The sequence below is a fragment of the Gluconobacter potus genome, from assembly GCF_015244705.1.
Classification (GTDB): domain Bacteria; phylum Pseudomonadota; class Alphaproteobacteria; order Acetobacterales; family Acetobacteraceae; genus Gluconobacter; species Gluconobacter potus.
Genome location: NZ_JABCQF010000021.1, coordinates 1 through 12,852 on the forward strand (window position 1 = coordinate 1; position 12,852 = coordinate 12,852).

Sequence of the window (12,852 nt, forward strand, 5' to 3'; positions counted from 1 at the left end):
GTTGAGCGTCTGGATCACCAGAATTTTGAACATCAGCACCGGATCAAATGGCGGTCGTCCGCCTTTACTGCCATCTGAATAGGCTAAAGCCTGCCCCAGATCAGGGCGGAAGACTTCAAAATCCACAGTCCGGGAAAACGCTTCAAGCTGATCACCCAGCCCGCTCAGCCGGGCAAGCCTCTCTTCAACATCAAAGAAACCAGCCTGCTTCATGATCCATACCCCAATCAACTCGGGGGAAATGGAATCACAAAGGCACCCTCAAAACCAGAGGGTTTTTCGAACCCTCCAGATGGCGAAGAAGCGCGGGCATAGTCCCTGCAGCCTGCGGATCGGATACCGAACACCACGCTTTGTCCGCTGCCTGCGCAGGCACGCAAGGCATCAGGGCCAGAGCGACTACACATACTGACCACAAAAAACAGGCTTTCTGTCTCCGTTGACCCTCAGGCATGGTTTGTCGGACCGTCTGCAACCTGCACAAGAAGTTTGCCGAAATTCTGTCCACTCAGTTGTCCAGCCAGTGCGAGAGGGGCCTGATCCAGACCCTTTACAATCTGTTCCTTATAAACAAGAGATCCTTCCTGAACCCAGGGAGTTGCCAAAGCACGCCATTCCGCAAACCGCTCCGGCCGGTCACCGACAATGAAGCCCTCGATGCGGGCTCTGCGAAACAGCAGCATGGCCGCGCTGATCGTGGGCGCATGCGCCAGCCCGCTATAGTCGCGATCATTATAGTCAGCGACCAGACCGCAGATCGGAACCCGGGCATGATTACGTAACCGCCTGATCACAGCCTGGCCTACTGCACCCCCAACGTTCTCGTAGTAGACATCGACGCCGTCAGGACAGAGGGCGTCAAGCTGTTCGTCGAGATTTTCATGATGATTGATGCATCCATCAAATCCGGCGATTTCCGTGACCCACGCACATTTCTTCACGCCGCCCGCGATACCGATCACCCGCGCTCCTGCTCTTCTGGCTATCTGTCCGGCTGTTGCGCCTACGGGACCGGACGCCGCAGAGACAACGACCGTTTCCCCTGCCTTGGGCTGTCCGATGTCCTTCATCCCCGAATACGCGGTTGTCCCGGGCATACCGAGCACACCAAGATAGGTTGAAGGCGGCACATCATCGGGAACCCGGACCAGCCTGTCCCCGGGAGTTGCCAGCACAGTCGCCCATCCAAACGCACCGGAAACGATCTCGCCTCCACGAAAGGCTGGATGCTTCGACTGGATGACCTGTCCCACGGTTTCGCCAGGGATCATGTCGCCAACCGCCAGTCCTTCACGATAGGTCCGCCCCTCGTTGAGAATGCCCCGCATATAGGGATCGACGGAAGCAAAGAGTGTGCGTGTCAGCACCTCACCCTCCTTTATCGCAGGCCAGGGACGTTCCACTGTCGCGAAAACATCCGGCGCAATACTTCCGTCAGGACGCTTTGCCAGAACAACGGCCTCAAATGTCTTTTCGGTCATGATACTCCCCCTGACAGGTCAATGCGATTTCCGGTCCGTGTTACAACAGATGGAGGGATCGAAGAACCGTTGATTGATGTGCTTGGCCCGTGATTTTAGTTTTTGGGCGCTTTGATTGACGGTTCTTTGGGTCGGTTTTGATCTGCGTTTTGAGCGGATCGGTGGGTGTTACCCTCTGGATTGCTATGCTGCGGTACTGATCCGCTCCAGGAAGAGGAAGCGGGGCATATTGTAGACAATATTGGCCAGACCGATCCTCATAACGGCCCGGGTGATACCGACAGTTCGGATGAATAGACCCATTTGCGATTTCTGATCGGCAAAGACGTGCTCGACGCGGGAGCGGATCACCGACTTCCCTGCATTCGATTTCTGGATATGCCGGGGCATCGGCTTGAGCTGCGGTTTTTTGCGATGAACCTTTGAGACAAAACCCTCTTTGTCCATGAAGTCCTCATTCGCTTTCGAGCGATAGGCTGTATCAGCCCAAACGCTTGAGGCCGTATTGGTTTTATCCAACAGCCCCTCTCTCAATCGCGCACCATCACTGGCGGCGGCATCCGTCGTCTTCCATTTTCGGATGAACCGAAACTTCCGGTCGATGGAGACGTGGGATTTGTAGCCAAAGAACGGGATGGCGAGATCACTGGATGGCATGGTTCCATCGTCCTGCCGCTTCGCTTTGGTGAACTTCAGCGTCCATCGCGCATGACGGTCCTTGTGCGCCAGCTTTGCCGGCTTGTCCTGCCAGTCTTCTGGAAGACGTCCTGCCCGGAGATCCGCTTTCTCTGCATTGGTGTTCCGCTGCTTCGGAGCCGCCACCAGTGTGGCATCCAGGATCTGGCCGGACATCGGCAGATACCCAGCGTTCCGCAGTATTGCGTCAAAACGATTGAACAGACGATCGATCGCACCCGCCTGTGTCAGACGCTCACGGAACAGCCAGACCGTTTTGGCATCCGGTACCCGGTCCGACAGCCCCAATCCCAGAAAGCGCATGAACGACAGGCGGTCGTTGATCAGATATTCTGTCCGTTCATCAGACAAATTGTTTAGCGTCTGGATGACCAGGATCTTGAACATCAGAACCGCATCAAACGGCGGACGCCCGCCTTTACTTCCGTCCGAATAGGCCAGAGCCAGCTCCAGATCAGGGCGGAAGACTTCAAAATCCACAGTCCGGGAAAACGCTTCAAGCTGATCACCCAGCCCGCTCAGCCGGGCAAGCCTCTCTTCAACATCAAAGAAACCAGCCTGCTTCATGATCCATACCCCAATCAACTCGGGGGAAATGGAATCACAGAGACAGACTCAAAACCAGAGGGTTTTTCGAACCCTCCAACTGGCTTGCGTTCAAGCTGTCGACCAGCATATCACCCGTGCCGTCTTCGTAATGAGTGCGAGCCCCGGTTTCGGGGATTGTGGACGTTCCCTCAGTCGCCCTTGCATCGAACGATGTTGCAGTCGTCCGGACAACATCACCAGCATGTGCGCCCGACTGGCTCAGTAGAGACAAGCCCAGAGCAGCGCACGACAGAGATATTTTCATCCTCTTCATGCTCATGACCTTTCGAGATTCCCCCCCCCGGCCGGATGAATGGCCGGGGGAGAGTTTTCGTCACGCCATCAGACTGCCTCTTTCCGCGCCTCGATCTTGGGCACGGCTTCCTCCGCACGTCCTGTAGAGGACGTAATCGCGATACGACGCGGCTTCATCGCTTCGGGTATCTCACGTTTCAGAGTAATGGACAGAAGTCCGTTCTCGAAGTGCGCATCGGTGACTTTCATATGCTCGGCCAGATCGAAGCGGCGTTCGAATTCTCTGCCCGCAATACCCCGATGGAGATATTCGGCGGCGCTTTGCGGCTCCTGTACCTTTCGTCCTGTCACGACAAGAGTATTGCGCTCCTGTGTGATCGTAAGGTCGGCCTCGGCAAGTCCGGCAACCGCCATGTCTATCCGGTAATCATCGTCACCGGTCTTGACGATATCGTAAGGCGGCCAGTTATCGACCGTCGGAATCCGGCTGGCGAGATCAAGGGCGTTGAGCATTCTGTCAAAACCCACGCTCGAACGGAACAGGGGAGCAAAATCAACGGTGGCTCTCATAGCCATATCCTCCTTTGAGCAACATGGACACAAGATCAAAACTGATAGTTCTGTCTGCCGCCCCCTTCGGCGGCCGGCAGATTCAATCTGGGCACTCCGTGCATGGTGTCAAGAGGTATCAAAAATGCAGAAAGGCAGGTTTGGGCGTCCTCAATCGTTCGCGTGTTCAGAGTGGACCAGAACAATGCCTGATAGCATCGGATGGAAGTTGCTGGCCGCGGCATTCGCCGCGACCATGCTGAGTGCCGCTCCGGCGGAGGCCTGGCCGTGGATTTATGCTGGACCACCAATTGTCGTTCCACCACCAGTCCTGGTCGCGCCGCTAGCTGTCAGTTGGGGTGGGCGGTCTCCTTCAGAAGGTTTATCAACCGCCGGTATGGCACATCAATGCCGCAAGGAGGCCTTCCACCCCATCTGACATGTCTTGTTCTATGATACGTTCTCAGAAGGGGCTGCTTGTATGCAGCCGAGCGGAGAATGCACTCGGGTGGGAGGAAACTCCATCAGCTCATGGTGATTGCGGACTGTCCGCTTAGGAGCTTGGCGAATGGGGGCTTGTATGTCCGGGATGAGGCGTAAGCAGCAGGTCCGCTTTTTTTAGGCGGCTCTTCTCGGGGGGTAGTAGCAGCGGAACAGAAAACCTACACAAGATTTACAACCAGTAAGTCTATCGAATGAGAACCACTTCAACGCCGATTGCCTCAGCAATTTCGGCCCATGCTCGATCGGCCGTGACCACGGGAAGGCCCATTTTTTTGGCTAATGCCAGACAGGCGCGGTCTCCGTGGCTGAGTCCAACCCGCTTGGTCGCATCGCGCATCAATCCGGCCGCGAGAGCCAGGTTGTGATCAAGAGGCCGCACGTCTAGGCGCAGAGCTGCGATAAGTTCGGCTATTCCTTCGGCCGGAACGCCTTTATCAACGGCCTTGGAAACGATCTCCTGCAGATTAATGGCGGAGATGGCTGCATCTCGTAGCCAGCGCCGAGCTTCTTCAGATCCCGTTTCTTCGTTCAAGTCCGCAAAAACAGCGGACGTGTCGATGACACAAATCGGCATCAGCGCTGCACCTTATTATCATGGTTATCAAGCGCATTTTCAGCGCGTCGTTCACCAATGACTTCGTCGGCAATCGAAGAGCCGGCTGGCACATATTTTCGGAACAATGCTCTGGCTCGATCAAGCGAGGCATCGGGCGTCATCAAGCGAACCTCCCCGTCCACGATCTCTGCCATGACCTGGCCGCCCTTTTCGACGCCAAGCGACTTACGCAGGCCAACCGGCAGGACAAGTCGGCCATTCGGCATAACATTGACACGAATCATGTAAATGATCTCCTGCTCGTTGAGGTTGTGACCTTAATTAAGGTCATATCTGTAACATAGGTCATTTTATGTGATGGTGCCATAAGTTCCTCCTGTCCGAAAACGATCGTTTACGGACAGGGGCGAAGCGATCTGTCCGAAAATTACCTTTACAGTGTTTCGGACATAGTTCATATTTCGGACATCCTATTCGGACGAAATGAACTCTATGCCACGCACCTTTGCCTATGTTCGCGTCTCGACAGTCGGGCAGACGACCGAAAACCAGATCCAGGAAATTGAAGCAGCCGGTTTTCGGGTCGAGCCACGTCGGGTCGTTACCGAAACTATTTCCGGGAGTACTTCCATCGCGCAGCGGCGTGGCTTCGCTCGCCTCATGGATAGATTGGAGGCTGGAGATATTCTGATCGTAACCAAGCTTGATCGTCTTGGTCGCGATGCAATGGATGTCAGCACCACAGTTAAAATGCTGGGGACCATGGGAGTGAAGGTTTACTGCCTCGCTCTTGGCGGTGCTGATCTGACCAGTTCGTCCGGCACAATGACGATGCAGGTTCTGAATGCTGTTGCACAGTTTGAGCGGGATCTATTGATTGAGCGGACGCAGTCCGGCCTCAGGCGAGCAAAATCAGAAGGAAAAACCTTGGGACGACCTTCCGTACTGTCAGAAGGTGAGAAACAAAGCGTTCTTAACGACCTAGCGGAGGGTATGAGCGTATCTGCTCTTGCCAGAAAATTTTCTACAAGTCGGCAGACCATCATACGGGTTCGAGGTGAAAACTTTCCCCCCGGCTCTTCCTAACGGCATGTCCGCTTACGCCTACATCTCGGAAATTCAGGCCCTTGACACGGTTTCCCGAGAACTGACATTCGCATGCTTATCTCAATCGGTTGGGTTGGAGACAGTCGCGACCTTCAGATTCTGTTGATGATCATCCAGAAAGCAAATGTCAGCGACGCTAGCCTTGAATGCCTCCTGTCTTCCATAGTCCGTTCAGATCGATCAGGGTTGGTCGATATCTCGTCAGCGGCTAATCAAGCTTGTTGTCCTACAACAGGCGCGTATCGCAATTGAAAGGACCAACATGTCAACGAATGAATCAACTACCGCTGATCAAAGGTTTGACCTTAACCAATTGCGACCTTACCTCGGGGACAAGATCGTCGACACGATGCATGCGATCAATGCAATCTCCGGTTACGAGATGGCCCCCGGACTACGATCGCCATTTGTCGATTTTAGAAATTGGCTCAATACAAAGCCATATTTTATCGAGCAATGGCGCTTGTCCAAGAGCGACGAAATTAAGAAATATGGACGCTTTTCGAATGGCGTCGAATATTGTGAACGGGCCATGGCAGAGTGCTATTATAGACTAGACTTGATCCGGGATATGGATACTCGCTTACGCAAAGAACTCGCGGACAGAAATATTTCAAGTCAGATTCCCCTTGGATCGACAATGTGCATAGGAAATACTGCGAAAATCGATTTCGAGTATAGATCGTTCGTCCTGTCATACCGAAGGGCGCTCGATTATCTATCCTATGGCTTGTCGACGTATTTCAATGAATCTCAGGATTCGTTCAATCGGTTTGCGAAAAATATCCTGAAGTCCCATCCGACTACCGTATCAGCGGTCCTGGCCCCTATTTTGAAAAGATATATGCCCCATTTCTCCTTCGTCATTGGTGATCAGAAGGGCCGATCCACGCGCGATATCATTGCTCACAAAGCTGCGCTGGATGCAGGATCGATCAACATCAGAAATAATGGGTTTGTGTTGTTTGGTGGTGGCGAAAATCTCGGGATCAACACGGAACGCGGTGATGATTTTCTCAATCCGCCGACTTTGCCTGACGTTCTTGAAACCAGAATGGTGAATTTACAAGGGTGTATTGCGGATCTTTTGGCAGGCATCCGGGAGGCGATTACCGATTACGAAAAATCCCAAGGATGGCGCTAGGAAGGACCTTTCACAGTGAACCACGCTGCGTCTACGGAGGCCATTTGATTTAAACCCAACAGCCACTGACGGTTCGATGAACGCAACCGACTGATCTGAATGACTACTTTTCTTATCTCACCACCAGACAACAGACTTTCCGCTTCCCCCCCTCAGCGGACAACCACTCTTACGCTAGCGAGATTCTGAGCCAGCGCATAAGGATCCTTGCCGGCTGGTGCGACGTTGGGCGGGCGCTGTTCACGCGCGGCCGAAACCCGCACAGTGGGGAAATACACACCAGGCCGGGCAAATGTGTGTTCTCCCGTCAGGTTCGCAGCATCCCCAGTACCTCCGGATGATACAGGGGGTGCGTAGTGGCCGGTGCCGTCCAGATCCCATTCGACTTTCACGATCCGGCCTGTTCCCGGAGGCACTTGTGCCGTCATCAAAAACGTCACTGGCTGGCCTGCCCGAACCTCGATTTTCTCACGCCCGTTCCCGGTCAATGCCACGACTGGCTGAACCCCAAGGCGCCGGGACGCGGGGCCTGTCACAACCGTCTGGGTGTCGGGAGAGATGCTGTAGGTCGTGCTGGCAGGAGGCGCCACATCCCTGGCGACCCAGTCGTTGAGATAGAGTAGCGCCTGCTCGTATTCCCCCTGATAAGGCACGATATGGTCGACCGCCCGGGGGGCGGTTGTCGCCCTTGGGCCTATGGGATCATGATCGGCGTTGTCCATGTACCACAGACGGTAGCTGCTCCAGAGTTGCCCGCCCTTCTCCTGCATGGCCTTCTTGCGATACCAGTCTGCCCCCCAGGAGAAAGCCTGAACGTCCATGGTCGACGCCAGCATAATCATCCTGCCGTGGAAGCGTCCGTTCGTCACCGCTCCGCCACTGCTGTTGGCGTCCAGCATGGGTCCTACGAGAACGGGGCGTTGAATGTAGCGTGGTTTCCCCTGAGTATCCCGATACTGGTTCCACCCATATTCGTCCGATGACGGGACCTGATGCCGGGGATAATACTGCAGGGCGACAGCCCACGAATTGTCGAGCGTTACGGACGTACCCGGCACGAGAGCACGAAGTGATGCACCCGTCCTGTCATTCGCCAGAGCACCATTGGTGGTGGCGATCTGCACCGTATGGCCCTTCACGCCCACGATCTTCAGCGTCGTGCCGGCCATCGCACCATCATGCACGACAAGATCCGCGTTGAGCAGGTCGCCTGTGGGGACATTGGCCAGAACGAGGCCTGACTCTCCCTCGAAACCTTTAACAGAGGTCGTGGCCTGAATCCGCAGAGCTTTGATCACCGGATCGAAGCCTTCATAACCGGTCTTGTTCCAGAAATCTGAGGCATAACCCGGGTCAATCGCCTGCACCGCACCTTCGACCGCGATAAAGGCACCTCCTGTCAGGGCCTCATATTGCCACCATCCCCGTAACGGAAACCCAAGCCGAGAGACTTCCTGAAGGGTAGACTGCTGGACTGGCGTGAGACCCGAGAAAGGCGATCCACTTCCACCCGGTGCCATGGCATCAACAATCTGTGGGAGGACAGGGCTGAGGACCCGGAGCCCGAGGATCTGCGCCGACTGGAAACTCGGAATGGAATTTGGCACACCCATCACCATAGGCACGCTGCCATCCCAGATATTGCTTGTGTTCTCTGCGGCGGCCAGAGTCTGATACGCGCCGCCACTCGCACCAAAGATGAACCCGCGAGGCCGCGCGATGCGACCGTAAATGCGAGTTGCTTCGAGGCGCGAGAACTTCGAGGCGGCGGCGTTGGCACGATAGGCCGCGAGAAGCCCACCTGCGGGAACGCCTCTATTATTGTTGGTGGAGACGACATACGCGCCGTGCGAAATACCAAAAACGATAGTGGCTGGAGTAGCAGCTTCATCCGTGACCGTTGGGTAGGTCGATTCAATGAACCAGCCCCGGTAATCGGCCTGCGCAGGGAAGTAAAATGCGAACTTCGTTTTCGAGCCTGCAAAACCACCATGCACATAGCGATAACGCACAGACACACCGGTTTCCGGATCGGTGGTTTCTCCTAGTTTGTCCTTATCAATATAGGGACGGCTGAGTTCAGGATCGTCACAAAGCGGTGTGATGAAAAGCGCCCCCTTCGGGAGCGGCGCCTGACAGACGGGGGAGGTTGCTGCCTGAGCTGGAAGAGTTGCCAGCACACAGGCGAAGGTTACAGCTGGCGCCGGAGCGAGTGTGCCGACAATGCCTCGGATAAACCTCGTCCTGATCACTAAGTGACTCCTGCTGTCTGCGCCACCATTGGTACTCTGGCTCGAAGAGCCTTTTGAAATCAGCCTTCTGTCTGGAGCATGCCACCATTGTGTGGTAGCAGAAACCGGGGCATTCGGGCGAGACGCCGTCCGGACACTAATCCCTGAGCAGTTCCGCTTCAGATCCTGCCAAAAGAGAAAGAATGAGCTTGTTCAGTGGCGTTGGAATGCTTTGCCGTGCGCCAGCCCGCACGACAGCTCCTGTCAGAGCCTGATATTCCAACGGAGCCATCGCCTGTTTGTCCTGCAGCATGGAGCTCCGACTTTCTGGTGGAATGGTCGATATCCATTTCATGATCGCTTCGACATCCTGCCTCGTAATCTTCGCTCCCTCTGCTCGGGCAACAGGAAGAGCTTCGAACATCAGAGCTCTTGCGCTGTCCGCAATGTCCAAACGGTGCATGATGCCTGTTGGCTGCCCAGTTAAGGCCGTCAACGGGTTGACGGAAATGTTTGCGAGTAGCTTCAGCCATAGATATGTCTGGATATCCTCTGTCAGTAGGACACGAAGGCCGCCAGTGGAGAATGCGCTGGCTAGCAGTCGTGTTACGTCCTGTTGAGGCAAGCACACGTCCTCATGACCGATCCTGCGCAGATTGACGCTTCCCGGCTTGTCTCGCTGTGCATTGAAGTAAATAACTGCCGGAATAATGGGTGAGTTAGAAAAGTAGTTTCGAAAAGTCTGTTGCTGATCAACGCCGTTTTGCGCCACCAATACGGTCGTACTTTTGCTATCAAAGGCAGGCAGCCAATGCGATATCGTCTCAACCTGCTGGGATTTGACCGCAATAATCAGAACCCTTGGTTGCGTGAAGCTTTGATTGACGTCGAATGTCTTGACCGAATATTCCGAGGAAACTCCGTTGTCCTGCAGAGAAATTTTATCCAAAGGCATCCGGGCGCCGACAATCGAGACATCCCAGCCTGCTTTTGCCAGGGAGGCAGCAAGCACCAGACCAACGGATCCCGCTCCAATCAGGGTGGCTGAATATCGTGATGAGGTCATGTAAGCTTTCGATAAGATCAGTCAGAAAGATGCCCGGAGTACCGCGCGGGCTTTGCGTAAAACAGGGTCAACGTGACATATGCAACCCCAAAACCTGTTGAACTCGTTCTGGGAGGGACATCCTGTGAGCACAAATCTACCGCAAAAGAGCCTCACGGTTTCAGACATCCAGGGTCGGAAGGGAGGCGTTCCTCTCGTATGCCTGACGGCTTATACGACGCCGACAGCCCGGCTTGTTGACCAGCATTGTGATGTTACTCTTGTCGGAGACAGCCTGGGCATGGTTTTGCACGGCCTGCCTTCCACACTGGGGGTGACCTTGGAGATGATGGTTCTTCATGGTCAATCTGTAATGCGGGGCCTCTCACGTTCACTATGCGTCATTGACCTGCCATTTGGGACCTATGAAGAAAGTCCCGCACAGGCCTTCCGGAATGCGTCCCGTCTTCTGGCTGAAACAGGAGCCGCAGCGGTCAAACTTGAAGGCGGCGTGCATATGGCTGAGACGATCGCCTTCCTTGTCGCACGAGGCATCCCTGTCATGAGCCACCTTGGTCTCACACCGCAATCGGTCAATGTTCTGAGTGGTTACAAGGTTCAGGGAAAGGGTCCGGATGCTCAGCGTATTCTTACCGATGCCCAAGCCGTATCAGACGCGGGCGCATTCGCAGTGGTATTGGAAAAGATACCACAAGCCCTGGCCCATGAGATTACACAAGCAATTGCAATCCCTACGATTGGGATCGGCGCCGGACCTGCATGTGATGGACAGATCCTGGTCGTGGATGACATGCTTGGTGCCTTTGCTGATTTCAGACCCAAATTCGTGAAACGCTATGCGGAGCTTTCAAAGCAGGCCTCTCAGGCGATCGAACAGTACGCTGCGGAGGTTCGGGCTGGAGAATTTCCGGCGCAGGTGCATAGCTTTGGTCAGCCAGCTTGAGTTTCCCGACCGCTGCGGCCCTTTAGGATCAGGCCTGCCAAGATAAAAGCACCGTCGTCAGGAATACAAGACGGAGCGGAAATGCCTGCATCGGCTAATATGTTGATGAAAACGTCTATAACGCGGTAAGAACCCAAACATACTTCAAGAGAAGTCTGAGGGATGTTATTAGTAATTGGTGCAATCTGCCTGCCAGAAAAATATAACTTCCGCGTGCCTTATAATAAAAAGATGGATGGATGTAGAAAACAGAATAGTTGTTTATAAAATAAAGATATTTAAATATTTTATATGAATTAGTTAATGATTCTAAAGAAGTTCCGGACAATTAAATGTCAATTTATCGACATTATTATTCTGACTATATTAAAGAATGATGCGCTTCTTGGTCGTCTCCTTACATGCGCTCCTGTAATATTCGCATATATGACGTAGACAAACCTCGCTAAAACTGAAATCAAACATCGATAGACAGCCCTACGTATCTCCTACTGATGATAGAGGTCCGAAATGGACAGGCAGCAACTATGTCTCCTCGGTGCTGGAGTGTCTGCTTTTGGTCCTTTGCACTCGAAAGCCGACATTCCGTTCTCCCCCCCCAAGTCAGCCGCGAGCCTCAGAATGGTTACAGACCTGCGTAAGTTGAAACGGCAATCGCGAAGAGGGCCAGAGACGATCAGGCTGTCTTTCTGGAAGCAGACGTTGTTCTTGGATGAGCGCCCCTGGAACACGCCTCGAAAAGACCTTTGTGGGTCTTTTTTGTGTCCCGTACCCTATGTCCGATAAAGTAAAAAAATGGACATAGATTTTATGGCGGAAAACTGCGGATTTTTGGTATTCCTTGAGGTTTCTGAACGGCTGTTTGTCTAAATGCCCATCACGCCCTTCATGTCTCCGAACTATACGCCGTTGACGTATGAGCCAATGACGTATAGATTTTTGTGAATGTCAAAGCTGCAGACCGTTGTCGAACTGCCTGAATTCATAAAGCGGGCAAAAGCCCTGATGTCAGACGACGACCGGACGGCTCTGATCGACATGCTCGCTGCGATGCCAGATTCTGGCATTTCTTTAGGTGGCGGTCTGCGAAAGGTCCGCTTTTCCCGCGAGGGTGGTGGGAAGAGGGGAGGGTACAGAACTCTCTACGTTTTTGGCGGAAGACAGATGCCTCTGTTCCTGCTGACCGTTTTTGCCAAAAACGAGAAAGACAATCTGACGCGATCTGAACAGGCCGCCCTGGTAGACTTGAGCAAGACGCTTGTTGCGAAATACGGAGAACCATCATGAGCGCTTATGACAGCATTCTGCAGGGGCTGAATGAGGCTCTCGCCTATGCGGAAGCTCCGGTCGAGGACAGCGTGACCCACCAGGTCCGCGTTCCGTCGGTTGACGTAGCGGCCATCAGAACCCGGACCGGACTCTCTCAGGCACAGTTTGCCAGAAGTATCGGGGTCGCCAAGGGGACCCTTCTGAACTGGGAGCATGGCCGTCGTCAGCCAACCGGACCAGCCCAGGTTTTGCTGGCGATGTTGGAGAAGCGGCCGTCGTTGGTGAGTGATCTGCTTTCCGCGGCTCGCTGAGAAAACATAAGTCCCGATACGCTTATTAAAATGGCCGCTATGGGGGGGACAGCGGAACATCTGTTGTACAACGGAAGCCGAAAAAAGCTGACGTTGTTGGCAATCCAGCATCACGATGCTGCCCAATCATGAAAATCAGATAGGTTCCCGAT

12 protein-coding genes and 1 pseudogene are annotated in these 12,852 nt (G+C 54.1%); 5 read left to right on the top strand and 8 right to left on the bottom strand.

The window, feature by feature from the left end; translation table 11 throughout:
• From HKD31_RS14975 to HKD31_RS15000, 6 genes and pseudogenes are all read right to left on the bottom strand, one after another.
• A pseudogene (locus tag HKD31_RS14975) lies at positions 1-216 on the bottom strand (IS5/IS1182 family transposase); the annotation flags it as partial.
• Positions 217-446: 230 nt separating this feature from the next.
• On the bottom strand, positions 447-1,481 hold the full coding sequence (locus HKD31_RS14980; protein WP_061487388.1) for an NADP-dependent oxidoreductase: 1,035 nt from the start codon (positions 1,479-1,481) through the stop codon (positions 447-449).
• A 183-nt stretch (positions 1,482-1,664) separates the two neighbouring features.
• On the bottom strand, positions 1,665-2,747 hold the full coding sequence (locus tag HKD31_RS14985) for an IS5 family transposase (protein ID WP_194265639.1): 1,083 nt from the start codon (positions 2,745-2,747) through the stop codon (positions 1,665-1,667).
• A gap of 360 nt (positions 2,748-3,107) precedes the next feature.
• Entirely contained in the window at positions 3,108-3,590 is a 483-nt protein-coding gene (locus HKD31_RS14990; RefSeq protein ID WP_062105959.1) for an Hsp20 family protein, read from the bottom strand.
• A 667-nt stretch (positions 3,591-4,257) separates the two neighbouring features.
• On the bottom strand, positions 4,258-4,647 hold the full coding sequence (locus HKD31_RS14995) for a PIN domain-containing protein (RefSeq protein ID WP_194265637.1): 390 nt from the start codon (positions 4,645-4,647) through the stop codon (positions 4,258-4,260).
• Entirely contained in the window at positions 4,647-4,913 is a 267-nt protein-coding gene (locus HKD31_RS15000) for an AbrB/MazE/SpoVT family DNA-binding domain-containing protein (protein ID WP_062105813.1), read from the bottom strand. The genes HKD31_RS14995 and HKD31_RS15000 overlap by 1 nt, the downstream gene beginning before the upstream one ends.
• 208 nt (positions 4,914-5,121) lie before the next feature.
• Here HKD31_RS15000 and HKD31_RS15005 point away from each other — a divergent pair, with 208 nt between their 5' ends.
• The gene (locus tag HKD31_RS15005) at positions 5,122-5,715 is read left to right on the top strand and encodes a recombinase family protein (protein WP_061500416.1); all 594 of its coding nucleotides are present in this window, start codon (positions 5,122-5,124) and stop codon (positions 5,713-5,715) included.
• Positions 5,716-5,998: 283 nt separating this feature from the next.
• Positions 5,999-6,880, top strand: a complete 882-nt coding sequence (locus HKD31_RS15010; RefSeq protein WP_173575030.1) for a hypothetical protein — start codon at positions 5,999-6,001, stop codon at positions 6,878-6,880.
• A 152-nt stretch (positions 6,881-7,032) separates the two neighbouring features.
• Here HKD31_RS15010 and HKD31_RS15015 read toward each other — a convergent pair whose 3' ends face one another.
• A complete protein-coding gene (locus tag HKD31_RS15015) occupies positions 7,033-9,132 on the bottom strand; it encodes a PKD domain-containing protein (RefSeq protein ID WP_197436604.1) in 2,100 nt (699 codons plus the stop codon).
• A 136-nt stretch (positions 9,133-9,268) separates the two neighbouring features.
• Positions 9,269-10,177, bottom strand: coding sequence for a ketopantoate reductase family protein (locus HKD31_RS15020; protein ID WP_081107150.1), 909 nt, complete (start codon positions 10,175-10,177; stop codon positions 9,269-9,271).
• 124 nt (positions 10,178-10,301) lie between these two features.
• Between HKD31_RS15020 and panB the strand changes: the two genes are divergently transcribed.
• The 3 genes from panB (at position 10,302) to HKD31_RS15035 (ending at position 12,700) form a co-directional block, all read left to right on the top strand.
• Complete coding sequence (gene panB / locus HKD31_RS15025; protein WP_062493782.1) at positions 10,302-11,120, top strand: 3-methyl-2-oxobutanoate hydroxymethyltransferase; 819 nt, start codon at positions 10,302-10,304, stop codon at positions 11,118-11,120.
• Positions 11,121-12,065: 945 nt separating this feature from the next.
• On the top strand, positions 12,066-12,407 hold the full coding sequence (locus HKD31_RS15030; RefSeq protein WP_099287325.1) for a type II toxin-antitoxin system RelE/ParE family toxin: 342 nt from the start codon (positions 12,066-12,068) through the stop codon (positions 12,405-12,407).
• Complete coding sequence (locus HKD31_RS15035; RefSeq protein WP_099287326.1) at positions 12,404-12,700, top strand: helix-turn-helix domain-containing protein; 297 nt, start codon at positions 12,404-12,406, stop codon at positions 12,698-12,700. Before HKD31_RS15030 ends, HKD31_RS15035 begins: the two co-directional genes overlap by 4 nt.
• Positions 12,701-12,852 lie beyond the last annotated feature (152 nt).

Coding starts and splice junctions, on each gene's coding strand:
- HKD31_RS15035 (WP_099287326.1), top strand. CDS start 12,404: ATGAGCGCTTATGACAGCATTCTGCAGGGGCTGAATGAGGCTCTCGCC.
- HKD31_RS14995 (WP_194265637.1), bottom strand. CDS start 4,647: ATGCCGATTTGTGTCATCGACACGTCCGCTGTTTTTGCGGACTTGAAC.
- HKD31_RS15005 (WP_061500416.1), top strand. CDS start 5,122: ATGCCACGCACCTTTGCCTATGTTCGCGTCTCGACAGTCGGGCAGACG.
- HKD31_RS15030 (WP_099287325.1), top strand. CDS start 12,066: ATGTCAAAGCTGCAGACCGTTGTCGAACTGCCTGAATTCATAAAGCGG.
- HKD31_RS14990 (WP_062105959.1), bottom strand. CDS start 3,590: ATGAGAGCCACCGTTGATTTTGCTCCCCTGTTCCGTTCGAGCGTGGGT.
- HKD31_RS15020 (WP_081107150.1), bottom strand. CDS start 10,177: ATGACCTCATCACGATATTCAGCCACCCTGATTGGAGCGGGATCCGTT.
- HKD31_RS15010 (WP_173575030.1), top strand. CDS start 5,999: ATGTCAACGAATGAATCAACTACCGCTGATCAAAGGTTTGACCTTAAC.
- HKD31_RS15000 (WP_062105813.1), bottom strand. CDS start 4,913: ATGATTCGTGTCAATGTTATGCCGAATGGCCGACTTGTCCTGCCGGTT.
- HKD31_RS14980 (WP_061487388.1), bottom strand. CDS start 1,481: ATGACCGAAAAGACATTTGAGGCCGTTGTTCTGGCAAAGCGTCCTGAC.